Source organism: Bradyrhizobium sp. USDA 4353, assembly GCF_054063215.1.
In genome coordinates this window covers 1,353,548-1,378,720 of record NZ_JBSSGB010000001.1, presented here as the reverse complement: position 1 = coordinate 1,378,720, position 25,173 = coordinate 1,353,548, and the positions used below count along the sequence as shown (strand labels likewise).

Below are 25,173 nucleotides of genomic sequence, written 5' to 3'. Positions count from 1 at the left end.
ACACGGCGGTCACGGCCGTGTCTGACCGGTGCCGTGAATGCGGTATTTGAAGCTGGTCAGTTGCTCGACGCCGACCGGCCCGCGTGCATGGAACTTGCCGGTGGCGATGCCGATCTCCGCACCGAAGCCGAACTCGCCGCCATCGGCGAACTGCGTCGAGGCGTTGTGCAGCACGATGGCGGAGTCCACTTCATTGAGGAACTTGTCGGCGACAGCATCGTCCGCGGTGACGATCGCATCGGTGTGGTGCGAGCCGTGCGCCTGGATATGCGCAATCGCGCTGTCGACCCCGTCGACCACCTTCGCGGCGATGATCGCGTCCAGATATTCGGTGTCCCAATCCTCGTTGCTGGCCGGCTTTACGCGTGCATCGGCGGCCCGTACCGCATCGTCGCCGCGCACCTCGCAGCCGGCGTCGATCAGCAGGCCGACCAGCGGCTTGATCTTGTCCTGAGAGGCGCGGTCGATCAGCAAGGTCTCCGCCGCCCCGCACACGCCGGTGCGCCGCATCTTGGCATTCAGCACGATCGACTTCGCCATCTCGAGGTCGGCGGCGCCGTCGACATAGACGTGGTTGACACCTTCGAGATGCGCGAACACCGGCACGCGCGCCTCGGCCTCGACGCGCGCGACGAGGCTCTTTCCCCCGCGCGGCACGATCACGTCCACGCCGCCGTTCAGGCCGGACAGCAGCAGGCCGACCGCGGCTCGATCGCGCGTCGGCACCAGCGTGATCGCGGCTTCCGGCAGCCCGGCTTCGCGCAGGCCGTCGACCAGGCACTCATGGATCGCGCGGCAGGAGCGGAACGAGTCCGAGCCGCCGCGCAGGATCACGGCATTGCCGGACTTCAGGCACAAGACGCCTGCATCGGCTGCGACATTGGGCCGGCTCTCGAAGATCACGCCGATGACGCCGAGCGGCACCCGCACGCGCTCGATCGTCATGCCGTTCGGCCGCTGCCAGCTCTCGGTGACCACGCCGACGGGATCGGCGACTCCGCGCACCACCGCGATGCCATCGGCCATGCCAGTGACGCGGGCCGGCGTCAGCGTGAGGCGATCGAGGAAGGACCCCGCCATGCCGCCGGCCTTGGCCTCGGCGACATCCTCGGCATTGGCGGCGATGATCGCATCCGCACGGTCGCGGATTAGCCGCTCCATCGCCTCCAGCGCCCGGTTCTTCTGCTCCGCCGGCGCCAGCGCCAGCACCCGCGCCGCGGCACGGGCGCGCTGGGCGAGGGCGTTCATCAGCTGGGGCAGATCGGCACTGCCGTCGATGGCTTTGAGAGGCGCGGTCATGGGCGTTTCAACCTTCAAGTAAGTCCGTCATCTAACACGAAAATCGAGCGTGTGCGAAGGCTGAGGTGCCTCAGAGGCTCAGGAGCGAGGCGTGACCGTGAGCGTGGCAGAGGCCCTATGCCGAAGCACGGCGTCCTTGACGTTGTTGAACAGGCCGACCGGCAGGAAGCCCCAGTGCCACATCGGCCCGCCCGGCTGCCACTCCTCGCGCGCGCGGCGGATGTCGTGGCCCGGCCAGAAGAACCGGTTCAGCTCGCTGGTCACGATCCAGGAGTGATCCTGGTCTAGGCCCATGCGCCGTTTGACGGCGATCGGAATCTCGACGGCGTCGGCTGTCGCGGCATGGGTGATCGGAACGACGTCGGCGACGATGCGGTCCGGGAAGACCGGAATTTTTTCATATGTCAGGACGACGGCGCAGGGGCGGTTCTTCAGTCCCTCGATCTGGCGCTTCTCAGCCTCGCGATGCCACAGGTACGAATAACAGATCACCAGACCAGGCATCGGGCGTTGCGGAAGGGCGGTACGAGTGACGACCTCACTCATTCACGCCGACGCCCCGACGCTCGTCGGTGACCTCGTCGTCGGTCTCGTCCCAACGGTATTGCTCAGGAATCTCGCTGTTGACCACGGCGCCTGCGAGAGCATCGGTCAGGTCGGTCGCCGGAATGACTTCTCGATAGCCATCGACGAGCTTCTGGAAGGTCTCCGCGGAGAGCAGAACGGCGCTTTCGCGGCCGTGCTTCGTAATGACCACGGGCTCCCGCATGGCCTTCTCGTGCCATTCGCCGAAATTTTTGGCCAGGTCAGTCGCCGCCGCACGGGCCATCTTCGCCTCCAAATTTCCCGTATTTTACGGATTTTAGCGGGGAGAGGCAAGTTCCGTTGGGATTCTATCCCGCCGCCCCCGCCGGCCCGATCACCAGATCGTCGCGATGGATCATCTCGGCGCGGCCGGACATCCCCAGGATCACCGCGACATCCGGCGACGACCGGCCCTTGATGCGCTCGGCGTCGTCGGCGTCATAGGCGACGAGGCCGCGGCCGATCTCGTGGGTGTCCGGCCCGCGCACGACCACGGCATCGCCGCGGGCGAACTGGCCGTCGACCTTGATCACGCCGGCCGGCAACAGGCTCTTCCCGGCGCGCAGCGCGGCGACGGCGCCCGCGTCGATCGTCAGCGTGCCCTTCGGCTCCAGCGAGCCGGCGATCCAGCGTTTGCGCGAGGTGACCGGATTGGCCGGCGTCAGGAACCAGGTGCAGCGGCCGCCATTGGCGATCGCCGCCAGCGGATGCTCGATCTTGCCGGAGGCGATCAGCATGTGGGTCCCGCCGGTGGTCGCGATCTTGGCGGCCTCGATCTTGGTCTTCATACCGCCGCGGGAGAATTCCGATGCGGCGCTTCCGGCCATGCCCTCGATGTCGGCGGTGATGCTCTCGACCACCGGGATCAGCCGCGCGTTCGGATCCTGCGCCGGCGGGGCCGTATAGAGGCCATCGATGTCGGACAGCAGCACCAGCAGATCTGCGCTCGCCATCGTCGCTACGCGCGCGGCGAGGCGGTCATTGTCGCCGTAGCGGATCTCCGCAGTCGCGACCGTGTCGTTCTCGTTGATGACCGGCACCGCACGCCATTCCAGCAGCTTTCCGATCGTCGAGCGCGCGTTGAGATAGCGCCGCCGCTCCTCGGTGTCCTGCAGGGTCACCAGGATCTGCCCGGCGCCGATGCCATGGGCGCCGAGCACTTCCGACCAGATCCGTGCCAGCGCGATCTGGCCGACGGCGGCCGCCGCCTGGCTCTCCTCCAGCTTCAGCGGCCCGCGCGGCAGCCTCAAGCGGCTGCGGCCGAGCGCGATCGAGCCCGAGGACACGACCAGCAGCTCGCAGCCGCGGCTATGTAGCCGGGCGATATCGGCAGCCAGCGCCGTCAGCCAGGAGGCGCGGACCTCGCCGGCCTCCGAATCGACCAGCAGCGACGAGCCGACCTTAACGACGATGCGGCGGAAATTTTCGAGACGGGGGGCCATGGCGGAGGTTCGGTCAGGGTCAGCTTCTTCGGACAGGTGTCGCTGGATCAAGGCGGGTCGTCGCCGCGCGGCCGGTGTCCTCCCCTCCCCCTTGCGGGGAGGGGTCGGGGGTGGGGGTCCACACGGCAAGACCGCCATCGCGGCACCCCCCTCCCCAACCCTCCCCCACAAGGGGGGAGGGAGCGCACCGAATGCGCGGTTAGGGCCTTCGAAAATCCGGTTGAATGCCGCCAGCAGACTTCAGGGTGAGCCAGCGGAACGTCGATGCGACTTATGCGACGGCCGCAGCCCGCGACGCAAGGTCCCGTCGAGGCATCAGCCCTGCGGCGGGACCGGCGCCGCCCACGGCTCCTCGGTCGCGGCCGTGTCGGCCGTGCTCTTGGCCTTGTTCGACACCGGCTGCTCGCCGATGATGTCGGCGAGCTTGCGCAAGGCTTCCTTGACGCCGTCGCCGGTCGCGCCGGAGATCAAGAGCGGCGTCTTCTTCGCTGCGCGCTTCAGCCGGTCCTTTTGCTTCTTCAACTCGTCCGGATCGACCGCGTCGATCTTGTTCAGCGCGACGATCTCGACCTTGTCGGTCAGCTCGCCGGCATAGGCCTCCAGCTCGTGCCGCACCGTCTTGTAGGCCTTGCCGGCATGCTCGCAGGTGGCGTCGACGAGGTGCAGCAGCACGCGGCAGCGCTCGACATGGCCGAGGAAGCGGTCGCCAAGTCCGGCGCCCTCATGCGCGCCCTCGATCAGGCCGGGAATGTCGGCGAGCACGAACTCGCGGCCATCGGCGTTCACGACGCCGAGCTGCGGATGCAGGGTGGTGAACGGATAGTCTGCGATCTTCGGCTTGGCGGCGGATACCTTCGACAGGAAGGTCGACTTGCCGGCATTCGGCAACCCGACCAGGCCGGCATCCGCGATCAGCTTCATGCGCAGCCAGATCCAGCGCTCCTCGCCGGGCTGGCCCGGGTTGGCATGGCGCGGCGCGCGATTGGTCGGCGTCTTGAAATGGGCGTTGCCGAAGCCGCCATTGCCGCCCTCGGCCAGCACGAAGCGCTCGCCGACCGCGGTGAAGTCGTGGATCAGCGTCTCGCGGTCCTCGTCGAACACCTGGGTGCCGACGGGAACCTTGAGCACCACCGACTTGCCGCCGGCGCCATGACAATCCTTGCCGGAGCCGTTGCCGCCGCGCTGGGCCTTGAAATGCTGCTGGTAGCGGTAGTCGATCAGGGTGTTGAGGCCGTCGACGGCCTCGATGATGACGTCGCCGCCGCGGCCGCCATTGCCGCCGTTCGGCCCGCCGAACTCGATGAACTTCTCGCGCCGGAACGCAACGCAACCGTTGCCGCCGTCGCCGGAGCGCACATAGACCTTGGCTTCATCGAGGAATTTCATGATGCGCCCTACGTAAGCGAGGTGGGCCGCCACGGCAACCGCGGAATGGGTTTAATTCGGCCGGAAGCCTTAATTTCGAGCGGTATCTCAGCGCTGCGCAAGGGGTGGGCGAGCCTTGCGCCGGGGTTGCGGCAGGCCTGCGCCACGCTTTCCGCGGAAGGGCTGGAGCACCGGCAGCGCGCCTGATAAGGCAGCCCGATCATGAGCGTGTTGTCCCGAATCTCTACCGCCAATGACGAGCGTTCCGCGCGGCTGGCCGGCATCGGCCTGATGCTGCTGTCGATTGCGATGTTCTCGTTCGGCGACGCGCTGGGCAAGTTCCTGGTGTCGACCTATGCCGTCGGCCAGCTGCTGTGGCTGCGCGCCTGCGCCGCGCTGCTGCTGCTCGCGCCGTTCATCTGGCGCAATCGCGCGGCGTTCCTGCGGCTCGAACGGCCCTGGCTGCAGCTCGTGCGCGTCATCCTGTCGACGCTCGAGGTCGCGGCGTTCTTCCTCGCCACCGTGTATCTGCCGCTCGCCGACGTCATCACCTACTATCTCGCCGGCCCCATTTTCGTCACCGCGCTGTCGGCGCTGGTGCTGCGCGAGCATGTCGGCTGGCGGCGCTGGACCGCGATCCTGATCGGCTTCTGCGGCGTGCTGATTGCGCTGCGTCCCTCGGCGCAGACCTTCAGCCTGCCGGCGCTGATCGCGCTCGGCGGCAGTCTGTCATTCGCGGTGCTGATGCTGATCACGCGCTCGCTGCGCTCGACGCCCGACATCGTGATGGCGTCGTCGCAATTCGTCGGCACCTTCCTGCTCGGCGCGGCCATGTCCACGTTCGGCTGGGTGACGCCGACGCCCGGCAGCCTGGTGCTGTTCGCCGCCGCCGGCCTGATCTCGGTGACCGCTTTGTTCTGCGTCAACCGCTCGCTGAAGCTCGCCCCGGCGTCGGTGGTCGTGCCCTATCAGTACACGATGATCGTCTGGGCCGTGCTGTTCGGCTTCGCCGTGTTCGGCGACGTGCCGCACCCGGCGACCATCATCGGCGCCATCATCATCATCGGCGCGGGGCTGTACATCTACCTGCGGGAGCGCAGCCTGGGGCAAGGCGCGGGCGCGGTGAATCCGCCGGTCTGAGCTGCTACCCTCCCCTGGAGGGGGAGGGTCGCCTTACGTTGAGCGAAGCGAAACGTCAGGCGGGGTGGGGTGATCTCTCCTCTGGCTCCAGCGCTCGCTGATAGATCACCCCACCCCGCTCGCCCGCTTCGCGTGCGATCGACCCTCCCCCTCCAGGGGAGGGTGGTCCCGCCTATCGCCGCCGCCCCGTATTCGCCCAGGCCTTCAGCGACGCCCACACGCCGCGCGTGAGCCGGAACGCATCGACCGGAGCCGAGGAGCCGATCACCTCGAAGCGGTGCAGCTCGACGCCGGTCCATTGGAAGCCGCACTTTTCGAGGATGTTGCGCGAGGCCGGATTGCTGACCCGCGCATGCCCGATCAGCACATTGTCCTCACCACCCTCGAAGAAGTCATCGATCGCAGCCCGCGCGGCCTCGGTGCCGAAGCCGCGGCCCCAATGCTCGACGCCCAGCCAGTAGCCGAGCTCAGCGCGCCCCGACGCCGGCCGGTTGATGCCGACGATGCCGATCGGCGCATCCAGATGCTCGATCACGAACGCCGTCTCGCCGCTCTGCTCCAGCGCGCGCACGAAGCGCGCGGCGTCGACCTCGGAATAGGGATGCGGCAGGCGGCGGGTGTTCTCGGCAATGCGCCGGTCATCGGCGAGCCGGGCGATCGCTTTGACGTCCGCGAGCACGGGCGGACGCAGGGCCAGCCGGGGTGTCTCGAGGACGCAAGGTCTCGCCTCGCGCAAGGTGGGAGTGGTGATGTCCTGCAGCATGTCGGGCTCCATCGACGCTTCGGGATCAATCGATCAGCGAAAATGAAAAGGGGAGGCCGGTTGTCCCGCCTCCCCTGGAGCCATCTGGCGCTCCGCCGGTTTGTCAGGACCCGGCGGACGCGAATTGTTCCACCGTATCTTACTCAGCAGCCTCTGCGAGTACCGGGCGTACCGAGATGAACGTGCGGTTGGCACGGTCATGGAACTCGACGACGCCCTCGATTTTGGCGAACAACGTGTGATCCGTGCCCATGCCGACGTTGAGGCCGGGATGCCAGGTCGTGCCGCGCTGACGCGCAATGATGTTGCCGGGAATCACGCGCTCGCCGCCGAACGCCTTGATGCCGAGGCGCTTGCCCTTGGAGTCGCGTCCGTTGCGGGATGAACCGCCTGCCTTTTTATGAGCCATTGCTCGTCTCCGATCTCGCGATCACCATTAGCGCGATTCCGCTAAGGGATCATTCACATTTGCTGGGGGCGGACGAAAAATCCGCGCGATGAAGGTTTGAAGCCGATGCGGCGCGCCATGCGCGCCTGCGTGTTACTCCGCGGCTTCGGCCGCCGGGGCGTCCGCCTTGGCCTTCTTCGGCCGCGGGCCCTTGGTCGGCTTGGCGTTGTCGGTCAGGATCTCCGAGACGCGGATCAAGGTCAGCTCGTCCCGGTAGCCGCGCTTGCGGCGCGAATTCTTGCGGCGGCGCTTCTTGAACGCGATGACCTTGGGGCCACGCTTGTGGTCCAGCACCTCGACGGCCACGGACGCGCCGGCCACGGCCGGAATGCCCAGCACCGGGGTGTCGCCACCGACCACCAGCACTTCGTTCAGCTGCACGATCGTGCCGGGTTCACCGTCGATCTTGCCAATCTCGAGCACATCATCCGGGGCGACGCGGTATTGCTTGCCGCCGGTCTTGATGACTGCGAACATCGTTCTCATCCTTCGTGTTCGATCCCGGCCTCGGTGCGCTGACGCCCCGGGTCGGCTTCTTGTTCAGTCGTTATGGTTCATGTGGTCCGGCCCGATCGGAGCCGGCGTCGGCGTGTCCCTGGCATCAAGGCCAGTCCGATACGCGCAACGACAATCGGCGCGAGAAGCTCGCGCCGGTCGATCGGGCGCTTATAGCGGCCCGGACCGACGAGTCAAGGACAAGGGCAAGTGACGAATAGGGAGCACCGAGTGGGGAAGGGGGTCTCCCTATTCGCCATTCGCTCCTCGCTATTCGCTGTCTCCCCCCAGAACCATCTGTTCCGTCCGCAGTTAACGCAGGACACACGGAGCAGGGACCAGATGGCCGACGACGTCATGACCAAGACCACGGGCATTGCCCGTCACGGCGCCGCGCGGCTGCCGTCGGTCGAGATCGACAGCTTCAACATCGAGCTCAAGGACGAGGACGGCTTCCTCGGCGACCGCGCCTCCAAGGGCGCCTTCCGCAAGATCCTGGAGCGCTGGCGCAAACCCTTACGCAAATCCGGCAAGGACCCGTTCGGGGACGAGGACAGCGAGACCATCAGCAAGAAGGCGCTGGACGCAATCCTGGTCGGCGACGACACCGAGGCCTCCGCCGTGGTGCATTCGGCGATCGAGGAGTTCGCCCAGGAGCTTGCCCATGTCACCCGCCGTTTTCTGCGCACCAAGGCCTGGGCCAAGACCGAATGCATCGTGGTCGGCGGCGGCTTTCGCGATTCCCGCCTGGGCGAGCTCGCCATCGCCCGCACCGAGATCATCCTGAAGGACGAAGGCTTCGAGGTGGAGCTGGAGCCGATCCGCTACCATCCCGATGATGCCGGCCTGATCGGCGCGCTGCACCTGGCGCCGTCCTGGATCTTCGAGGCCCATGACAGCATCCTCGCGGTCGACATCGGCGGCACCAACATCCGGTGCGGCGTCGTCGAGACCTGCTGGAAGAAGACCCCGGACCTCTCGAAGGCGTCGGTCTGGAAGTCAGACCTCTGGCGCCATGCCGACGACGAGCCCACGCGGGAAGGCGCGGTGAAGCGGCTCGCCAAGATGCTGAAAGGCCTGATCGAGGAGGCCGACACCGAGGGCCTCAGGCTCGCGCCGTTCATCGGCATCGCCTGTCCCGGCGTCATCAACGAGGACGGCTCGATCGAGAAGGGTGCGCAGAACCTGCCGGGCAATTGGGAGAGCAGCAAGTTCAACCTGCCGGCCAGCCTGGTCGAGGCGATCCCGATGATCGGCGATCACGACACCGCGGTGCTGATGCACAATGACGGCGTCGTGCAGGGCCTCTCCGAGGTGCCGTTCATGCAGGAGTTCGAGCGCTGGGGCGTGCTGACCATCGGCACCGGCCTCGGCAATGCCCGCTTCACCAACCGCCGCAAGGAGAACGGCCGGAAGGACAAGGACGAGAAGTCCGAGGACAAGAAGGCGGACGACAAGAAGGCCGCCAAAAAGAAGAAAGATTGAACCGATGGGCTCTCCAGGCCGCTGCGCCCGGTGCAACATGTTGCGCAGCATAGTCGCCCTAGCCGGTGCCGGGACCCCGCGGCCTTCGAAAAAGTACCGCAACACCAATTGGATAGTGGGGCAAAGCCCGGTAACCTTGACTGGTTAGGTTAAGAAACGCTTTGCGTTGCAGTGCACGCTCCGATGCCCCAGGGTCCGCCGCGTCGCTCAGGCCGGCCGGATTGACCCCCGTCTCTTCCGTCGGTTTCCCCAAGATGTAGCGACACGGGGCCGCCGGTATGTGTCAGCGTACGGCGGTCCCACCCGTCTTGGCGCCCCGTATGCCGGGCCCCCTGCGCCGCTCGCCTCGGACGCATTCCCCGGCCGCTCTCGGCCGCGCCGGCGGTTTTCGGTTGGAAATATCCTCTCCCCCGCCTTGTCACCCCCGCCGCCGTGCCCTAGAAGGGCGCCCGACCACAGGGCCTCGCCCCTGATTTGCGCCTGGAGAGGTGGCAGAGTGGTTGAATGCACCGCACTCGAAATGCGGCATAGGTGCAAGCCTATCGGGGGTTCGAATCCCTCCCTCTCCGCCATTCTCCGTCAGGTACGGCTCTTGACAAGCTGAAAGTCCGCCTTCAGGCGAGACAATGGCCCGGAGGACGGCACCGTCGGCGCCGCCAACCTCGCTCTGGAGCGCATTCTCCTCGACGGTGGCATGCGCGCCATCGCGTTCTTTTTGCGATTGCGCGGTGTTGCTGTCCGACCGCGCTAGGCGTCGTATCGCTCGATCTTTAGTAGATAGAGTGCAGCGTCACCGTAATCCCGCCGTAATCCCGCCACCTGATCGCCGCGTTTGACGATGTCCCTGAGGCTGTCGATGCGGGCGTGTTCAACAGGCATGAATGCCATCCCGCACGACCGCGGCAACCAACTCCGGCCTGTTGTCGCCACGCATGACGATGTCGACCGGTCGTCCGATGATGTCCTGAAGGGCCTGTTGCACCTGGCTGTCGGCGAGGAGGTCGTCGACCATCTCGGGATCGAGGTCAACCAGGATGTCGACATCGCTGTCCGGTCCGTTTTCGCCGCGCGCCACGGACCCGAAGATCGCGGCATGCCGCAGACGCTAGTCTTCCTCGTCCGAGGACGACCATGGCAGCTTGGGCGCCTCCGGCCTCAGACTTCTGATGTAGTTGACCGCTCTCTGCTGGATTGCCGAATCGGTGTCCGGAATTTCCAGAATCCTCTGCTCGATCAGATCAAGGTCGAGAGGTCTTTGCGCGTGTATTGCCTCGACGAACACCTTGTCTCGATTCTCCAGACGTAAAACCTTGGAGGCGATCAGATCCTCAGTGCCGGGCGCGACACCGAACACAGTCCGGCCAGCGACTTCATCCCGTACAGTGACAGCACGCATTTGCCATCCGGGAGGTAACTTCGCAGTCGTCTCGTCGACGCCGTCGATGTAGAAGCCATGCGTTGCGTCAAATTGGCTGCCTTGTCCGAACAATCCATCGATGTGTTCCGACGCCAAAGGGGGAACGCCATCCGTTGACCGTAGCGCTTCCCCGATCTCCCATATCTGGGCGTTGGCTGGGAAAGCATCGATCTCAGGCGACGCCCGGGCGGGCTCAGGTGCGTCCGGCATAGATGCCAAAATAGCCTGACTGCCGACGACGAAAACGGTATCTGTATTGAATTCATAGGCGAGTGCACGGACAACCCTGAGGAGGTCGTCCAACGTCCGAAAACGACGATTCGCGGTCATGGGGCAGGCGCAGGTGGCGCAGCCAATTGAGCGCTTAGTCCCCGTCGGACAACTCTTCTCGCTGCCCTTCTGAGGCGAACTCGGACGTCATAATCGCGGAAATCGACGCCTTCGGCGAGATAGAACGGTGACGTGTTCCGCAGGCGAACCATCTCCCGGTCGCGACTGATAAGCTTCGATGCCAATTCGCTAGGGGGGAGCGAAAGCAGGTCTTGCCATTCGCGCACGAAAGGCCAACCGGCGAATTGGTCCGCCTGACGTTCATGAACCACCCTGGCCTTTTCGACCAAGGATGGGTCGCGACGAAGCATCCGCACGATAAGCCGATGCATCATCAGCTTTGCGGTATCGCCCACGACCCCTTCGTTCAGTCCGTCGCCCATTGACGGCTCTTTTCAAGGCCAGACATTCGTGAACCTCAGCCAAATATAGCAGACGCTGAGCAACAGAAAAGGTCCCCACTTAGGCCGGCTGGCCGACTTACCCTCAATTGTCCGTCCTTCCCCTCGGCCTTGCCCGTAGGGAGGGAGCAGCCTGCCGGAGCCGCTACCGAGCACCGACGCTCTGTCGTGCCCAAGATCACATCTTCGGGCCGAACGATGGCTCCGGCTCTTGCTCTGCGACCTGCGGAGCCACGCTCCGAGAGCATGATCCGGAAAGGACCGAAGTTCGATGCAGCACCATTGCGAGGCGTCGTAAGCTTGGCGCGCCGAGAGCCGGGAGAACCGGGGGCAGGGTTCGTTCGTATAGCTGCCATGCCCCTGGAGTTCCGCCCGATGAGTTCTGCTTCCGACCGTCCGTTGCCGCGCTTCTCCGCCGTGCCGTCGTCGCGGCCGGGGCGGCTGTTGCGGCTGGGTGGGATCGCGGCGGGGATCGCCGGCGGCGTGGTGACGGATGGCTTGCGGCAGCTGGCGCAGGGGCGGCGGCCGGGGTTGCCGGAGCTGCTGCTGGCGCCGGCGCAGGCGATGCGGCTCGCCAGCGGCCTCGCCGGGCTGCGCGGCGCGGCCATGAAGCTCGGGCAGATGCTGTCGCTGGATCCGGGGCTGGTGCTGCCGAAGGAGGCCGCGGCGCTGCTGGCGCAGCTGCAGGAGGCGGCGCCGCCGATGCCGCCGCCGCAGCTCGAGCCGGTGCTGGCGCGGGCCTGGGGCAACGGCTGGCGGGCGCGGTTCAAAAGCTTCGAGATGCGGCCGTTCGCGGCGGCCTCGATCGGCCAGGTGCATCGCGCCGAGACGCTGGACGGCCAGCGCCTCGCCATCAAGGTGCAGTATCCCGGCGTGCGCGCCAGCATCGACAGCGACGTCGACAACATCGCCACCTTGCTGCGCCTGCCCGGCCTGTTGCCGCGTGAGATGGACATCTCGCCGCTGCTGTCCGCCGCCAAGGCGCAACTGCATGCGGAGGCCGACTATGCCGCGGAGGCGGCGCAGCTCAGCGCCTTCGGCGGTTTTCTGCGCGATGATCCGCGCTTCGTGGTGCCTGCGCCGGTGACGGCGCTGTCGACGCCGGAGGTGCTGGCGATGGAGTTTGTCGACAGCCGGCCGATCGCGTCGCTGGCGACGGCGGAGCCCACGCCGCGCGACGCCGCGATGACCGGGCTGATCGACCTGATGATGCGCGAGCTGTTCGTATTCGGCGCGATGCAGACCGATCCCAATCCCGGCAATTTCCGCGTCACGCCGGACGGCGGACGAATCGTGCTGTTGGATTTCGGCGCTGTCAGGCCCATCGCGCCGGAGCTGCAGGCCTCGTTCCGCGCGCTGCTCGCCGCCGGGCTCGATGCCGACCGCGCAGCGAGCCGCGCCGCCATGCAGAGCATCGGCTATTTCGACGCCGCGACGGCGCCGCGTCATCAGGAGGCGATCGTCGACATGTTCCTGCGTGCGATGGCGCCGCTGCGCCAAGTTGGACCATACGATTTCGCGCGCCACGACCTGCTGGCGGAGCTGCGCGACCGCGGCCTCGCGCTCGGCCTCGACCGCGACCTCATCCATGTGCCGCCGGCCGCGACGCTGTTCCTCCACCGCAAGATCGGCGGCCTGTATCTGCTCGCGACGCAACTACGCGCGAAAGTGGATTGCGCGGCCTGCGTCGCGCCGTACCGCGCATGAGCGCGGAGACGCCCATCGCCACTCGCGAAGCCGGACTGGCGCAGTTGCAGGCGGTGCTGCCGCGGCTCGGCCGCGCCTATGCGGCGGGACGCAACCATGATCATGGGCCGGGCCGGCCGCAGGCCGTCTCGGGCCTGTCGCCCTGGATCCGCCGGCGGCTCGTCACCGAGGAGGAGGTCGTGCGCGCCGCGGTCGCGGCGCATGGCGGCGCGGCCGACAAGTTCGTCGAGGAGGTGATCTGGCGCAGCTATTTCAAGGGCTGGCTGGAGCGGCGGCCGCAGGTCTGGGCGCAGTATGTCCAGGGACGCGACACGGATCTGGCGCGGCTCGCCGCCGACGGCGCGTTGCAGGCGCGTGTGGCAGCGGCGGAGGCCGGACGCACCGGCCTCGATTGCTTCGATGCCTTCGCGCAGGAGCTCGTCGCCACCGGCACGCTGCACAATCACGCGCGGATGTGGTTCGCCTCGCTGTGGATCTTCACGCTCCGCCTGCCGTGGCGGCTCGGCGCGGATTTTTTCCTGCGCCATCTGCTCGACGGCGATCCGGCCTCGAACACGCTCGGCTGGCGCTAGGTCGCCGGGCTGCACACAAGCGGCAAATTCTATGCGGCAACGGCTTCGAACATCGCGCAGTATAGCGGCGGCCGCTTCGCGCCGCGGCCGGAGGAGATCGCCACGCCGGCGGAGGGGCTGGAGAGCGAGGAGCCGGACGGCTTGCCGCCGCTGCAGCCGCTGCGCGCACTCGTCGCGCCCCGGCGCGACGCGCCGTCGCTGTGGCTGATCACGGAGGAGGATTGTGGCCTGACCGGATTCGAGTCTGACGGCTTCGCCTGGCGCGGCGCGGCGACCTTGTCGGCGTCGCATCTGCGCTCGCCGCGCCCGGTGGCAAGCAATGTCGTGGCATTCGAGGCCGCCGCGCTGCGCGATGCAGCGACGCGCACTGGCATGACAGCCACCGCGCTGACGGCGACGGACCCGGCGATGCTGGTCGCCTGCGCGCGAGACGCCGGCGTGACGCAGATCATCACCGCCGAGGTGCCGCAGGGGCCGCTGCGCGACTGGCTCACGGCAGCCGAGCCGGCGCTCGCAGCCGCAGGACTTACGCTCGCCGAATGGCGACGGCCGTGGGACGCGACGCTATGGCCGTTCGCAACGGCCGGGTTCTTCAAGGTGCGGGAGCGGATTCCGCTGCTGTTGGCGGAGCTGGAGCTATCTCGTTGAACATGTCTTCGTTGATCGCAAGCATTGCGACGATGCCACTACTGAGCCGCTCGCTCCATTCGAGCCATTTGCACAGTGCGGCGCGTGACGGAGCTCCTGCTCTCACGGCAACTCGACGACCTTCCGTCTTTCGATCTCAGCCAGCACGGCGCTGCGGTTGGTAACCCCCGGCAAAGCGACCTCGGGCTCCGTGACCTGCGAGAGCGTCGGGCAGAATTCGGGCTTGTCGGCCCATGGCGTATCCACCAGCTCGACGCACCCCTTGTTGAGAATTTCCCATGTGACGCCGTCGTTCGACCGGACCATTGTCGTACATTTCGGGCAGCGGGTTTGCATGTCGGATCATACCGGCTCTGAAGACAAACGCCCGGCCCGCAGCCAATGCACCGCGTCGGGGGCTGAGGTCGCAACGGTGCGCGGAGCAGGTTGGATCAGAAGGGGACCTGTCGCTCTCCGCATCAATTTGTTTTTGCCATCCGACGCCTTGCTCGCGACGGCGCTCTTGGGCCGCCTCGCTCACCGCCTGATCGCTGCGACAACGACGCCTTGCGGGATCAGTCAAGCCATCCATCCCTCAATTCATCCGCACCCACTCGCCCTTCGCAGCCGACGATCTCACCGCCGCATCGATGAATTTCACGCCGGCGAGTCCATCCTCGACGGTCGGAAACAGCACCGCGCGATCCGGCTTCTCTCCACGCCTGGCCGCTCGGATCGCCTGTGCCGCCTCGGCATAGATCGTCGCAAAGCCCTCCAGATAACCCTCGGGGTGGCCGGAGGGGATGCGGGTGACGCGGGTGGCTGCGCCGAGCGTGCCGGCGCCGCCGCGGGTCAGCAGCTGCTTGGGTTTCCCATAGGGCGTGAACCAGAGCTGGTTCGGATTCTCCTGCGCCCATTCGAGGCCGCCCTTGCTGCCGGAGATGCGCAAGGTCAGGCCGTTCTCGTGTCCGACGGCGACCTGGCTCGCCCACAGCATGCCCTTGGCGCCGCCTTTCCATCGCAGCAGGATCTGGACGTCATCGTCGAGGCGCCGTCCCGGAACGAAGGTCGTGAGCTGCGCGAGCAGCTCATCGAGCGCGAGCCCGCTGATAAAGCAGGCGAGGTTGTAGGCGTGGGTGCCGATGTCACCGATGCAGCCGCCCGGGCCGGAGCGGGCGGGGTCGGTGCGCCACGCCGCCTGCTTCTGATCGCTCTGCTCGAGCGGCTCGGTCAGCCAGTCCTGGAGATATTCGGCCTGCACCAGCCTGAGATCGCCGAGCTCGCCGCTCGCGATCATGGCCCGCGCCTGCCGCACCATCGGATAGCCGGTGTAGTTGTGCGTCACCACGAACACCTTGCCGGTCGACCGCACCAACGCCACCAGCTCCTCCGCTTCCACGACGGTCGTCGTCAGCGGCTTGTCGCAGATGACGTGGATGCCGGCCTGCAGAAAGGCCTTGGCGACGGGGGCGTGCATGTGGTTAGGCGTGACGATCGAGACCGCCTCGATGCCGTCGGGACGCGCGGCTTCCGCCTTGGCCATCTCCTCGAACGAGCCATAGGCGCGCTCGTCCGCGATGCCGATCTCTCTCGCGGAGATCTTGGCGCGTTCCGGATCGGAGGCGAGCGCGCCGGCGACCAGCTCGAACTGATCGTCGATGCGCGCGGCGATGCGGTGCACGGCGCCGATGAAGGCGCCCTGTCCGCCACCGACCATTCCCAATCTGATGCGATCGTGTCGGCCGGCTTCATGGCTTGCGCTGATGGCCATCTGCTCCTCCCTTCAAGCCAGGCCGAGCATCTTGCGGTTCGCGATGTTGTCGGCGCCGGAGCCGGCGAAATCATCGAACGCTTTCTCGGTGACCTCGATGATATGGCTCCTGATGAAGCCGGCGCCCTCGCGCGCGCCCTGCTCGGGATGCTTGATGGCGCACTCCCATTCCAGCACGGCCCAGCTGCCGTAGTCGTATTGCGTCAGCTTGGAGAAGATCGCGCCGAAATCGACCTGGCCGTCGCCCAGCGAGCGGAAGCGGCCGGCCCGATCGGCCCAGCCCTGGAAGCCGCCATAGACGCCCTGGCGTCCGGTCGGATTGAACTCGGCGTCCTTGACGTGAAGCGCCTTGATGCGCTGGTGATAGATGTCGATGTAGTCGAGATAATCGAGCTGCTGCAGCACGAAGTGCGAGGGATCGTAGAGCAGATTGGCGCGCCTGTGGTTGCCCACCCGCTGCAGGAACATCTCGTAGGACACGCCGTCATGCAGGTCCTCGCCCGGATGGATCTCATAGGCGAGATCGACGCCATGCTCCTCGGCATGATCGAGGATCGGCCGCCAGCGTCGCGCGAGCTCATCGAACGCCGCCTCGACGAGACCCGCCGGACGTTGCGGCCACGGGTAGATATAGGGCCACGCCAGGGCGCCGGAAAACGTCGCATGTGCGGTCAGCCCGAGCCGCCGCGACGCCAGGATGGCCCGTTTGACCTGGTCAACCGCCCACGCCGTGCGCGCCGCCGGATTGCCGCGCACCTCCGGCGCCGCGAACCCGTCGAAGGCCGCATCATAGGCCGGGTGAACGGCGACGAGCTGGCCCTGCAGATGGGTCGAGAGCTCGGTGATCGCCAGCCCATGCCGCGCCGCGATGCCCTTCACCTCGTCGGCATAATCCTGCGACTCCGATGCCTTGTGCAGATCGAACAGCCTGCTATCCCAGGTCGGGATCTGAACCCCCTCATAGCCGAGCGAGGCGGCCCAGCCGCAGATCGACTCCCAGGAATTGAACGGCGCCGCGTCGCCCGCGAACTGGGCGAGAAAGATGGCCGGTCCCTTGATCTGCTTCATCGCATGCTCCCTTCTTGCGTGGATTGGCGCGTGCTGCGGAGCGCGATCTTGCCATCGCATCGGCGTGTCCGCCATGTCGGAACCGCTGCGCATTTTTCGACCAGTCTCAATTTGCTGCGTCGATTGGGCCGGCCAGCGCCAAGCCGGCCGTAGGGACAGGGGCGAAGAGGACGACGTGGAAAAAGCCGTTGATTGAGCTATCCGCCGAGCCGGGATCTACTCAGCCGGGGTATAAGAGCCAAGCCGATAGCGATCGTGGGGCGCTCTCGCTACAGGCCCAGCGCGATGCGCAGGCTTCAAGTCCTCGTCTGATGGATATTCACCGTTGAGCCAGGCCTCCACATTCACCGCCTCCGATGCCGCAGCGCTGGACAAGCTCAAGGCGCGCATCCAGGCCTTACGTGCCAAGACCATCGCCAATGGCTGCACCGAGGACGAGGCGCTGGCGGCGGCGGCCAAGGTGGCCGAGCTGCTCGACCGCCACGATCTGTCGCTGTCGGACCTGGAACTGAAGGCCTCGTCCTGCGAGCGCAAGGTCTACGAGACCCATCGCAAGAAGCGCATTCCGATCGACGATTGCATCGGCGCCATCGCGCTGTTCTGCGATTGCCGGGTGTGGCGGGAGAAGAACACGGCCGGCGACAACATCTACGTGTTCTTCGGCCTGCCTGCGGATGTCGAGGTTGCGCATTACCTGACCGAGCTGATCGACAATTCCGTGCGCGCCGAGCTCGGCCGCTACAAGACCACGATCGACTATGCTCGCTTCCGCCACCAGGACCGCCACCTCGCCAACGCCTCCTTCGCGCTCGGCATGGTCGCCTCGATCGCCGAGCGGCTGGTCGCGATGAAGAAGAGCCGCGATCAGGCCAACGCCTCGAGCGGCCGCGGCCTGGTCGTGGTCAAGACCTCGGTGGTCGATGCCGAGTTCGGCAAGCTCGATCTGAACCTGCGCTCGGCCCGAAGCACGAGCCGGACAGTGTCGATGACCGCCTACGAGGCCGGCGGCGCCGCCGGCGCGACAGTGGCGATCAATCCCGGCCTCGGCGGCGGGGCGAAGCGCAGCGGTGGGTGACGCGATCGAAGTGGCTTCCCAAGTAGTATCCGGGCCGCGCCTAGGGCAGGATCGCAGACTGGTCCCTCTCTCTCTCTAACCGGCGAAAGTGCGGAAAACGCGCGGTTCTTTCGCCAGCGTTCACGACACGACAGGGCTGCTTGCGAGCGGCGGCCGGATCGGCTCGTTCAAGCGCAACGCGATCTCGTCGAATGTGACGGATGGTGTGCCGACAGTCTGAACAGGGCCGATGCGTCACGTGAGTCTCCGGCTCAACTCTTCGGACCTGTGCCGTTCAGCGCATTCCACGCCGCCTGGTTGGCCGTGTCGAACGCCTTGTGGGACTCGCAGGGCCGCGCTCAATACCGACCAGGACTCGCTGCCGGCCTGCTTCACCTGGTCGAGTACAGTCTCGACATTGCGTCCCAAGTAAGACTGAGCTGGACAGCAGTGGGCTGGATTGGAAAGCCAAGTGAAGGACCATCTCGACACGGCCGGCCAACAGGCCGCACAGAAGCAAGCGATCTTCAAGGACATCGGGCCCGAATGAGTGGCGCGGAAGATCGTGGAGCTCACACTCTGCGCCCCACCATCAGCAGGATGCCGCCGAGCTGCGGCAGGAGCGCCAGCAGGATCAGGCGCAGCATCGCGAAGTCGTCGGGTGACGGCGTCAGCCGTCCCTGCGAGATCCAAGCCACAAGCTTGATCGCGGCCTCGGTCTGCGGATCGGCGGTCTTGCTCACCGCGGCCATCGCGGCGTCCAGCGCCTGGCGGCGCTCGGCGACGGCAGCCTCGCGCTCCCGACAGAACTTGCCGACGCCGCCCTTGCATTCGCGGTCCCGCGCGGCCATCGCATCGCCGAGCGCTGTCTGCGCTGCCTGCACCGCGGGCGTCACGCGCGAGGCGCGCGCCAAGGTCACGTCGCTGATGTTTGTCGATGCGAAGCCGATGCCCGCGGTCAGCGCGAACACGAACGTCATTACCCACACCATCCAGCCGGCGAGCGCCGACGCGCGATGGCGGGCGTGCCACAGCCTTGCGGCGCAGGTCGGCATCACCAGCGCGACCAGGTCGGCGGTGACGCCGATCGCCAGGAACATCCAGCCGGCGGTGCTGTTCGAGCCGAGCGAATGTGCGAACCAGCCGTTCATCGCCATGCCGACCGCGGCCAGCGCCAGCGCGGCGAGCTGCAGCAGCACCGAGGAGACGGTGAGGCGCGGACCTTCGACCTTGGCCGGAGCCACCGGCGCACTGGGCGCAACGATCTCGCCGTCGAGCGGCTGCAGCGCCTCGCGTGGCGCCACCGTGGCCGGCGGGGCCGGCGGCGACATCGCCGCGGAGGCTGCGCTCGCGGCCGCTTCCGTCCGTGACGTCTCCGCCGCAGCCGGTGTCTTCACCGGCGTTTTCGCGGGCTCGTTCACGAGCTCCAGGAAGTCCGGCATGATCAGCGTCTCGGACGCCAGCATCTCGTCATCGAGCGCCGCTTTGATCTTCTCGGATTTGTCGGCCTTGTCCGCCTTGGCGCGCGGCCGCGGCTTGACGACCTTGGGACGTTTCGGACGCGGCTTGGCCGTTTTCGGCTCTCGCCAGGGGATGATCGACGCAACGACGGACTCGTCAGCCATCGGGGCTGCTCCAGCGGTTAACGATGGGCACGAGTCTGCGTTTGCACGCAACGCTCATCGCGCCGGCATCTGGGTCACTCAGGGATCGGGAGATGAGCAGCGGCCCGTATCGAAGGCGGGCCTGAGTTTCTTGCGGCCTGGCTGGCGTCGCGCGAAGAAATCGTTGGCGTCTCACGCGCCCGCGCCGCCGATGATGCGGTGGGCTGCGGTCACAGGCGCCACGTAATGAGGCGGCGCCCGGAAAGTTTGGTCCGCGCGGGGCCGGGCAGGTCAGCCGTGCGCCCAACACCCTTGTTCTTAACCAATGGTTAACACGGATTCGCCGGTTTCGAAACCGCGCCGAGCGTGTGGCGCCCGCCGCCACAGCGAACAGTGGCACGCTGCGGCTTTGGAGTCACAACCGGCGCGTGAAGGGGATGCGTTCGGTCATCGAACATCAGTGCCGCAGGCCGCGGGCTAAGCTAGAATACCGCGTCAGAATCGGAGCTCTCGCAAACGATGCCATGTCCGTGCGGCTCAGGCCTTGTCTTCGATCGCTGCTGCGCTCCGTATCTCAGCGGTGATGCGCTGCCGCCGACGGCCGAGGCGCTGATGCGGTCGCGCTACACGGCCTATACGCGCGCTGACATCGGCTACATCGAAGCGACGCTCGCCAGCGACCCGCGCGGCGCCTTCGATGCCGTCGCGGCGAAGGGCTGGGCCACGCGCGCGACCTGGCTCGGCCTGCGCATCGTCTCGACCGCGCGCGGGCAGGAGGGCGACGCCGACGGCGTCGTCAGCTTCGTCGCCACGTATCGCGAGTCCGGCAAGACCGTCGAGCATCACGAGGTCTCGCAATTCCGCCGCGACGGCGACGGCGCGTGGCGCTTCGTCGAGGGCGAGACGCGGGCGGTCGTCAGCGAGCCGAAGCGGGCAGCCGCGACCGCAAAGGTCGGGCGCAACGATCCATGCCCGTGCGGCAGCGGCAAGAAGCTCAAGTTCTGCTGCGGCCGTTGAGCTGCTGCCGCGCCGTTTCGGATTCGCGAAATTAGAACTTGCTATTTTTCCGAAATCACGCTCTACTCCGGGCATCCCGTCCTCATGCAGAGGGGCGTACGCGTCGTCACGATACGTAGAGGCCGGGAGCGGTGGCCGCGGGCCTGTCAGCTGCTGATGCGCTGGACGATTGGCAAGCCTTTCGGACGTTCAAGCCGTGTGGTCCTGGCGCCCCGATGCTGGCGCCAAGCCCTGATGACATGACGTGTGATCGGGTGACGGGGGCAAACAAGCCGGTCCCCGGGGAGAGTGCGGAGCAGACGTTAAGCCCATCGCGCAGGGAATGCCGGTTGATCGGCTGGACCTGTGGTGACTGCCGCCTGCTTTTCTTGTTGCAGGCGGGCCATGGGTTGCGGCCAGCACTCGGCATTCCCTGCGCCTGCGAGAGTGCGAACGATTTGCAAAGCCCGGGCGCGGACAGCGCCGTGGCATCGTTTGCGGCTGCTTGTTGTCATGCTTCGATACGCGTCTTGTCGACGCCGGGCCCCGTCACCCCAATTCCGCCATCACCCCGCCCAATGCGGCTGGCGTAGAAGCATGCAGGCCAACAAGGATGGTGTCAGGTGACGGAAGCGAGAGAGCAGATCCGGCAGGACAAATGGGAGCAGACGCGGGCCACGGCCGTCGAGACCTCCGCGCCGATCGTCCTGTCGCCACGCAAGGCCGCCATCCTCGATCATGCCGACCGCTTCGCCGAAACCCGCGCCGGCTGGCGCGACAAGTCCGCCTACTTCCATGCGGAGGATGAGCGCTACTTGCGCTTCCTGATTCCACCGGGCAGCCGCGTGCTGGAGATCGGCTGCGGCATCGGCGACACGCTGGCGGCGCTGACGCCGTCCTATGGCGTCGGCATCGACATCAGCAGCAAGCAGATCGCGATCGCCCGCGACCGGCATCCCGATCTCACCTTCATCGCCGGCGACGCCGAAAATCCCGCAACCTTCATGGCCGTGTCCGGCCCGTTCGATGTCATCCTGGTGCTCGACACCATCGGCTTGCTCGACGACTGCCAGCGCTTCATCGAGCGCCTCCATCCGCTGTGCACGCGCGAGACCCGGCTCGTCATCGGCCACTTCTCGCACCTCTGGTATCCGCTTCTGAAGGCCGCGGAGGCGATGGGCCTGCGCATGCCGCAGCCCGACCAGAACGTGCTGTCGCCGGCGGACCTGCGCAATCTCGCTTGTCTCGCCGATTTTGACGCCGTGAAGTCGGAGCAGCGCCTGCTGTCGCCGCTGCGGCTTGCCGGCGTCGGCCGCTTTGCCAATCGCTTCCTCAGCGTGCTTCCCGGCCTGCGCGCGCTGTCGCTGCGGCACTATATGGTGGCGCGGTCGATGCGCTGTGTGTCCGACGATGTCCGCTCGGCGACCGTCGTGATCCCCGCCCGCAACGAGCGCGGCAACATCGCGCCCGCGGTGCAGCGCATCGCCGCGTTCTGCCAGGACATCGAGATCATCTTCATCGAAGGCCACAGCAAGGATGGCACCTACGAAGAAATGGTGCGGGTGCGCGCCGCCTTTCCGGATCACGACATCAAGCTGATGCGCCAGCCGGGCAAGGGCAAGGCGGATGCGGTGTTCACAGCGTTCGACGCCGCGCGCGGCGACGTGCTGATGATCCTCGACGCCGACCTCACCATGCCGCCGGAGCAGCTGCCGAAATTCTTCGAGGCGCTGCGGTCGGGCAAGGGCGAGTTCATCAACGGCTCGCGTCTGGTCTATCCGATGGACGAGGGCGCGATGCGCTTCCTCAACCTGATCGCGAACAAGACCTTCTCCTATCTGTTCTCATGGCTGCTCAACCAGCGCTACACCGACACGCTGTGCGGCACCAAGGTGATCCGCCGCAGCGACTATGTGAGGCTCAAGGCCGGCAAGGCGTATTTCGGCGATTTCGATCCGTTCGGCGATTTCGACCTGATCTTCGGTGCCTCGAAACTGAACCTCAAGACCATCGACCTGCCGATCCGCTACGCCGCGCGCAGCTACGGCGAAACCCAGATCTCCCGCTTCCGCCACGGCTGGATGCTGCTGAAGATGGTCGTGTTCGCATTCTTCAAGATCAAGGCGATCTGAGGATGGGTGGAGCGATGCGCGCCACGCCGCCGACGTTGGACGCGGCGTCGTACGTCGTTCGCGATGCGCTCCCTCGCCCCGCTCGTGCGATGTCGGCATGATCAAAAGCAAAGACTCGCTCGACCGCCTCACGCTATTCGGCTGGCGCGGCGGCGTGGCCATGGCGCTGCTGCTCTCGCTGGTCTCGTTCCTCCTCGTCGCCTACTTCACCGTCTATTGGCGCAATGCCGACATGGACTTCATGGTGATCTACAACGCGCTCGCCATGAACGATGGCGGCGCGCAGGTGTTCTTCGATCACCCGGCCTATCTCACCATCCTCTCGGTCAAGGCCTGGTTCGCGGGGTTGCATCGGCTCGGCCTGCTCGACGCCTGGACGTTGTCGGCAATCCCGCTTGCGTCGGATCGCGCAGCGTTCGATGCGGCGATGACATCTGCGGTTCATGCCGGACGCGTCGCCGCGCTGCTCACCGCCGCCGGCATCCTCATCGCTTTTGCCGCTCTGGCGCGCCGTCTGGTGCCGGACTGGCGGATCGCCACGCTCGCCGTGACCGCCTTCGCGTTCTCCGGCGGCGTGCAGATGCATCTGCGCATCCTGCGCAGCGAGATGATCGCGGCCTCGTTCTGCATCCTCGCGTTGATGCTGCTGATCATCGCCGCGCGGCACGCCAGCAACGCCCGCCCGCTCATCGTCGGGCTCGCCGCGCTGCTCTGCATGCTCGGGCTCACCAACAAGGTGCATGCCATCCTGTTGATCGCGGCAATGCCGGTTCTGGTGCTGCCGTTCGGGAGTGAGACGGGCGCGAGCACGGCATTCTGGCGAACGCCGCCCGCCTGGGCGGCCGTCCTGGCCGCAGTTCTCGTTGCAACTGTTGCCGCGAGCGCTGCGTGGCCGTTGCTGGCAGCCGGCTTCGCTCCGGCGAACGCCACGGCCGCCGGCCTCAAGCCGCTGCTGCTCGGGCGCTTCGGCGTCTATCAGCTTGCGCTGCTCGGTCTCGTCGCAGCCTGCATGCTGCTGTTTTCGCGGTTGCGGCGGGTGAGCACGGCCGAGACGCTCGCCGCGCTGCTCGCAGCGGTGGCCGGTGCTGCCATCGGCCTGTTGGCCCTCGATCTCAGCTACGACCTCAACAATGTCGTCGTCGTGCTCAATCCCCTGGAGAAGATGATCACCTATGTCGACGCGCCCGAAGCCGCCGGCAGTGTCAGCGGCGCGATCGGCCTGCTGCTGTCCGGCCTGCTCGGCGTCGTCAGGCGCTACACCTTCGTGCTGCAACCGTCGGCGCGGCCGACGGTGTTCCTGACCTGGCTGATCATCCCCGGCATCGTCGTCGCGCTCAGGCGCGGCGAGCGGTTGGCCGCACTGCAGGCGACGCTGCTGCTGCTCACCGCCATCGGCATCGACACGCTCGGCGTTCGCCGCGGCCTGAAGATCGAGTACTTCGTGTTCACCGATCCGCTGATCATCATCGCCGGCATGGTCCTGCTTGAGCGCCTCGCCGATGTCAGCTTCTCCCGCTTCGCCTATCCCGTGGCCGCCGCGCTGCTGGTGCTGCACGTCGGCATCAGCCAGGCCGAGCCGGTCAAGATGGCGCTGAAGCGCCAGGGGCCCGAACATGTCTGCGAGTGGAGCGGCTATTACCTGCCGCGTCTGGCGCTGCCCTGGTGCGCGCCCGCGAGCCCGCCGCGGAGCTGACCATGCGCCGGCGCAGTCATCCCGATTGTGCCGAGCGCGCCTTGCGCCGCAGCGGTTTGACGGGGGCGAAGATCGCCGAGAGATCCTCGCTCTCCGGGGGCTCGGTTGCATCGAGCCGCAGCCGGCCCTCGACATGCAGGAAATGCTCGCGCGACACCGCGATCGCGCGCAAGAGATCGCGGTCGCGCAGCGCGTCGACGATGGCGCCGTGCTCGTCGACGGCGCAGATCGACTGCGCCGCCGGCTCGTACACCGAGACCATCACCGAGGAGCGGCTGAGCAGGTCGCCCAGCATGCGTGACAATTCCGGATTGCCGAGCGCATCGACCAGATGGACATGGAATGCGCCCGACAGCCGCACCGAGGCGGCGCGGTCGCCGCGCTGGGCGGCGGCGCGCTCCTCGGCGAGATGCGCGTCGAGGCGGGCGAGCAGGAGGTCATCGATCCGCAACACCAGCTGGCTGAGCACACCGGCCTCGAGCACGCGATGCGCCTCATAGACCCGCCTGACATCCTCCAGCGTCGGCCGCGGCACCCGCGCGCCGCGATTGGGGATCATCTCCAGCCGGCGCTCGGCGCCGAGCCGGTGCAGCACCTTGCGGATGCGCTCGCGCGACACGCCGAAGATCGACGCCAGCGGCGTCTCGGCGAGCTTGGTGCCGGCCTTGAGCTTGCCCTCCAGCAGCGCGCGCAGGATGGCCTGATAGACCGCCTCGTCCTCTGCGGGATTGGCCTTCCCGATTCGCTGCGCTCGCATCGTCATGCCCAACTGCTAGGCC

24 protein-coding genes and 1 tRNA gene are annotated in these 25,173 nt (G+C 66.8%); 10 read left to right on the top strand and 15 right to left on the bottom strand.

All coding sequences use genetic code 11. The features are described 5' to 3' along the window. Positions 1–9: 9 nt before the first annotated feature. From ACVILH_RS06100 to obgE, 5 genes are all read right to left on the bottom strand, one after another. A complete protein-coding gene (locus ACVILH_RS06100; RefSeq protein ID WP_456712095.1) occupies positions 10–1,299 on the bottom strand; it encodes a glutamate-5-semialdehyde dehydrogenase in 1,290 nt (429 codons plus the stop codon). 78 nt (positions 1,300–1,377) lie between these two features. Then, a complete protein-coding gene (locus ACVILH_RS06095; protein WP_456712094.1) occupies positions 1,378–1,845 on the bottom strand; it encodes a hypothetical protein in 468 nt (155 codons plus the stop codon). Next, entirely contained in the window at positions 1,838–2,128 is a 291-nt protein-coding gene (locus ACVILH_RS06090) for a type II toxin-antitoxin system prevent-host-death family antitoxin (protein ID WP_456712093.1), read from the bottom strand. Before ACVILH_RS06090 ends, ACVILH_RS06095 begins: the two co-directional genes overlap by 8 nt. Before the next feature lie 64 nt (positions 2,129–2,192). After that, on the bottom strand, positions 2,193–3,326 hold the full coding sequence (gene proB / locus ACVILH_RS06085; protein ID WP_456712092.1) for a glutamate 5-kinase: 1,134 nt from the start codon (positions 3,324–3,326) through the stop codon (positions 2,193–2,195). A gap of 315 nt (positions 3,327–3,641) precedes the next feature. Continuing rightward, the gene (obgE, locus tag ACVILH_RS06080) at positions 3,642–4,712 is read right to left on the bottom strand and encodes a GTPase ObgE (protein WP_456712091.1); all 1,071 of its coding nucleotides are present in this window, start codon (positions 4,710–4,712) and stop codon (positions 3,642–3,644) included. 201 nt (positions 4,713–4,913) lie between these two features. Here obgE and ACVILH_RS06075 point away from each other — a divergent pair, with 201 nt between their 5' ends. Then, positions 4,914–5,831 carry a DMT family transporter gene (locus ACVILH_RS06075; RefSeq protein ID WP_456712090.1) on the top strand — a complete coding sequence of 306 codons (918 nt, stop codon included), beginning with the start codon at positions 4,914–4,916 and terminating at the stop codon, positions 5,829–5,831. A 172-nt stretch (positions 5,832–6,003) separates the two neighbouring features. Here ACVILH_RS06075 and ACVILH_RS06070 read toward each other — a convergent pair whose 3' ends face one another. From ACVILH_RS06070 to rplU, 3 genes are all read right to left on the bottom strand, one after another. After that, positions 6,004–6,594: a GNAT family N-acetyltransferase gene (locus ACVILH_RS06070; RefSeq protein ID WP_456712089.1), complete on the bottom strand. Its 591-nt coding sequence runs from the start codon at positions 6,592–6,594 to the stop codon at positions 6,004–6,006. A 139-nt stretch (positions 6,595–6,733) separates the two neighbouring features. Further along, a complete protein-coding gene (gene rpmA / locus ACVILH_RS06065; protein WP_009026714.1) occupies positions 6,734–7,003 on the bottom strand; it encodes a 50S ribosomal protein L27 in 270 nt (89 codons plus the stop codon). Between the two features lie 132 nt (positions 7,004–7,135). Continuing rightward, positions 7,136–7,519: a 50S ribosomal protein L21 gene (gene rplU / locus ACVILH_RS06060; RefSeq protein ID WP_456712088.1), complete on the bottom strand. Its 384-nt coding sequence runs from the start codon at positions 7,517–7,519 to the stop codon at positions 7,136–7,138. 360 nt (positions 7,520–7,879) lie between these two features. Here rplU and ACVILH_RS06055 point away from each other — a divergent pair, with 360 nt between their 5' ends. Together ACVILH_RS06055 and ACVILH_RS06050 are read left to right on the top strand one after the other, a co-directional pair. Then, entirely contained in the window at positions 7,880–9,022 is a 1,143-nt protein-coding gene (locus tag ACVILH_RS06055; RefSeq protein WP_456712087.1) for an ROK family protein, read from the top strand. Positions 9,023–9,504: 482 nt separating this feature from the next. Then, positions 9,505–9,594: transfer RNA gene (locus ACVILH_RS06050), tRNA-Ser, on the top strand. Between the two features lie 296 nt (positions 9,595–9,890). Here the strand turns inward: ACVILH_RS06050 and ACVILH_RS06045 are convergent. Together ACVILH_RS06045 and ACVILH_RS06040 are read right to left on the bottom strand one after the other, a co-directional pair. Beyond that, entirely contained in the window at positions 9,891–10,097 is a 207-nt protein-coding gene (locus ACVILH_RS06045) for a nucleotidyltransferase family protein (protein ID WP_456712086.1), read from the bottom strand. 30 nt (positions 10,098–10,127) lie between these two features. Beyond that, positions 10,128–10,769, bottom strand: a complete 642-nt coding sequence (locus ACVILH_RS06040; protein WP_456712085.1) for a DUF6036 family nucleotidyltransferase — start codon at positions 10,767–10,769, stop codon at positions 10,128–10,130. 776 nt (positions 10,770–11,545) lie between these two features. On the opposite strand from ACVILH_RS06040, the gene ACVILH_RS06035 reads away from it, so the two are divergent. From ACVILH_RS06035 to ACVILH_RS06025, 3 genes are all read left to right on the top strand, one after another. Then, positions 11,546–12,877: an ABC1 kinase family protein gene (locus tag ACVILH_RS06035; RefSeq protein ID WP_456712084.1), complete on the top strand. Its 1,332-nt coding sequence runs from the start codon at positions 11,546–11,548 to the stop codon at positions 12,875–12,877. Further along, positions 12,874–13,449 carry an FAD-binding domain-containing protein gene (locus ACVILH_RS06030; RefSeq protein ID WP_456712083.1) on the top strand — a complete coding sequence of 192 codons (576 nt, stop codon included), beginning with the start codon at positions 12,874–12,876 and terminating at the stop codon, positions 13,447–13,449. The genes ACVILH_RS06035 and ACVILH_RS06030 overlap by 4 nt, the downstream gene beginning before the upstream one ends. A 141-nt stretch (positions 13,450–13,590) precedes the next feature. Beyond that, positions 13,591–14,097 (top strand): deoxyribodipyrimidine photolyase, encoded by a 507-nt coding sequence (locus ACVILH_RS06025; protein WP_456712082.1) that lies wholly within the window; start codon positions 13,591–13,593, stop codon positions 14,095–14,097. A gap of 102 nt (positions 14,098–14,199) precedes the next feature. Here the strand turns inward: ACVILH_RS06025 and ACVILH_RS06020 are convergent, their stop codons facing one another. The 3 genes from ACVILH_RS06020 to ACVILH_RS06010 all read right to left on the bottom strand — a co-directional run bounded on the left by ACVILH_RS06020 (position 14,200) and on the right by ACVILH_RS06010 (position 16,915). Beyond that, on the bottom strand, positions 14,200–14,403 hold the full coding sequence (locus tag ACVILH_RS06020) for a hypothetical protein (RefSeq protein ID WP_456712081.1): 204 nt from the start codon (positions 14,401–14,403) through the stop codon (positions 14,200–14,202). A 268-nt stretch (positions 14,404–14,671) separates the two neighbouring features. Continuing rightward, positions 14,672–15,847, bottom strand: coding sequence for a Gfo/Idh/MocA family protein (locus tag ACVILH_RS06015; protein WP_456712080.1), 1,176 nt, complete (start codon positions 15,845–15,847; stop codon positions 14,672–14,674). 12 nt (positions 15,848–15,859) lie between these two features. Beyond that, positions 15,860–16,915 (bottom strand): sugar phosphate isomerase/epimerase family protein, encoded by a 1,056-nt coding sequence (locus ACVILH_RS06010; RefSeq protein WP_456712079.1) that lies wholly within the window; start codon positions 16,913–16,915, stop codon positions 15,860–15,862. Positions 16,916–17,240: 325 nt separating this feature from the next. Here ACVILH_RS06010 and ACVILH_RS06005 point away from each other — a divergent pair, with 325 nt between their 5' ends. Further along, positions 17,241–17,990, top strand: coding sequence for a DUF7168 domain-containing protein (locus ACVILH_RS06005; protein ID WP_456712078.1), 750 nt, complete (start codon positions 17,241–17,243; stop codon positions 17,988–17,990). 551 nt (positions 17,991–18,541) lie between these two features. Here ACVILH_RS06005 and ACVILH_RS06000 read toward each other — a convergent pair. Further along, complete coding sequence (locus ACVILH_RS06000; RefSeq protein WP_456712077.1) at positions 18,542–19,594, bottom strand: hypothetical protein; 1,053 nt, start codon at positions 19,592–19,594, stop codon at positions 18,542–18,544. 498 nt (positions 19,595–20,092) lie between these two features. Here ACVILH_RS06000 and ACVILH_RS05995 point away from each other — a divergent pair, with 498 nt between their 5' ends. From ACVILH_RS05995 to ACVILH_RS05985, 3 genes are all read left to right on the top strand, one after another. Next, positions 20,093–20,590, top strand: coding sequence for a YchJ family protein (locus ACVILH_RS05995; RefSeq protein ID WP_456712076.1), 498 nt, complete (start codon positions 20,093–20,095; stop codon positions 20,588–20,590). A 602-nt stretch (positions 20,591–21,192) separates the two neighbouring features. Continuing rightward, entirely contained in the window at positions 21,193–22,701 is a 1,509-nt protein-coding gene (locus ACVILH_RS05990) for a glycosyltransferase (RefSeq protein ID WP_456712075.1), read from the top strand. 97 nt (positions 22,702–22,798) lie between these two features. Then, complete coding sequence (locus ACVILH_RS05985; RefSeq protein ID WP_456712074.1) at positions 22,799–24,394, top strand: hypothetical protein; 1,596 nt, start codon at positions 22,799–22,801, stop codon at positions 24,392–24,394. Between the two features lie 16 nt (positions 24,395–24,410). On the opposite strand, the gene ACVILH_RS05980 is transcribed toward ACVILH_RS05985, so the two are convergent. Then, positions 24,411–25,157 (bottom strand): GntR family transcriptional regulator, encoded by a 747-nt coding sequence (locus ACVILH_RS05980; RefSeq protein ID WP_456712073.1) that lies wholly within the window; start codon positions 25,155–25,157, stop codon positions 24,411–24,413. Between the last annotated feature and the right edge of the window lie 16 nt (positions 25,158–25,173).

Coding starts and splice junctions, on each gene's coding strand:
- ACVILH_RS06100 (WP_456712095.1), bottom strand. CDS start 1,299: ATGACCGCGCCTCTCAAAGCCATCGACGGCAGTGCCGATCTGCCCCAG.
- ACVILH_RS06095 (WP_456712094.1), bottom strand. CDS start 1,845: ATGAGTGAGGTCGTCACTCGTACCGCCCTTCCGCAACGCCCGATGCCT.
- ACVILH_RS06090 (WP_456712093.1), bottom strand. CDS start 2,128: ATGGCCCGTGCGGCGGCGACTGACCTGGCCAAAAATTTCGGCGAATGG.
- proB (WP_456712092.1), bottom strand. CDS start 3,326: ATGGCCCCCCGTCTCGAAAATTTCCGCCGCATCGTCGTTAAGGTCGGC.
- obgE (WP_456712091.1), bottom strand. CDS start 4,712: ATGAAATTCCTCGATGAAGCCAAGGTCTATGTGCGCTCCGGCGACGGC.
- ACVILH_RS06075 (WP_456712090.1), top strand. CDS start 4,914: ATGAGCGTGTTGTCCCGAATCTCTACCGCCAATGACGAGCGTTCCGCG.
- ACVILH_RS06070 (WP_456712089.1), bottom strand. CDS start 6,594: ATGCTGCAGGACATCACCACTCCCACCTTGCGCGAGGCGAGACCTTGC.
- rpmA (WP_009026714.1), bottom strand. CDS start 7,003: ATGGCTCATAAAAAGGCAGGCGGTTCATCCCGCAACGGACGCGACTCC.
- rplU (WP_456712088.1), bottom strand. CDS start 7,519: ATGTTCGCAGTCATCAAGACCGGCGGCAAGCAATACCGCGTCGCCCCG.
- ACVILH_RS06055 (WP_456712087.1), top strand. CDS start 7,880: ATGGCCGACGACGTCATGACCAAGACCACGGGCATTGCCCGTCACGGC.
- ACVILH_RS06040 (WP_456712085.1), bottom strand. CDS start 10,769: ATGACCGCGAATCGTCGTTTTCGGACGTTGGACGACCTCCTCAGGGTT.
- ACVILH_RS06035 (WP_456712084.1), top strand. CDS start 11,546: ATGAGTTCTGCTTCCGACCGTCCGTTGCCGCGCTTCTCCGCCGTGCCG.
- ACVILH_RS06030 (WP_456712083.1), top strand. CDS start 12,874: ATGAGCGCGGAGACGCCCATCGCCACTCGCGAAGCCGGACTGGCGCAG.
- ACVILH_RS06020 (WP_456712081.1), bottom strand. CDS start 14,403: ATGGTCCGGTCGAACGACGGCGTCACATGGGAAATTCTCAACAAGGGG.
- ACVILH_RS06015 (WP_456712080.1), bottom strand. CDS start 15,847: ATGGCCATCAGCGCAAGCCATGAAGCCGGCCGACACGATCGCATCAGA.
- ACVILH_RS06010 (WP_456712079.1), bottom strand. CDS start 16,915: ATGAAGCAGATCAAGGGACCGGCCATCTTTCTCGCCCAGTTCGCGGGC.
- ACVILH_RS06000 (WP_456712077.1), bottom strand. CDS start 19,594: ATGGCTGACGAGTCCGTCGTTGCGTCGATCATCCCCTGGCGAGAGCCG.
- ACVILH_RS05995 (WP_456712076.1), top strand. CDS start 20,093: ATGCCATGTCCGTGCGGCTCAGGCCTTGTCTTCGATCGCTGCTGCGCT.
- ACVILH_RS05985 (WP_456712074.1), top strand. CDS start 22,799: ATGATCAAAAGCAAAGACTCGCTCGACCGCCTCACGCTATTCGGCTGG.
- ACVILH_RS05980 (WP_456712073.1), bottom strand. CDS start 25,157: ATGACGATGCGAGCGCAGCGAATCGGGAAGGCCAATCCCGCAGAGGAC.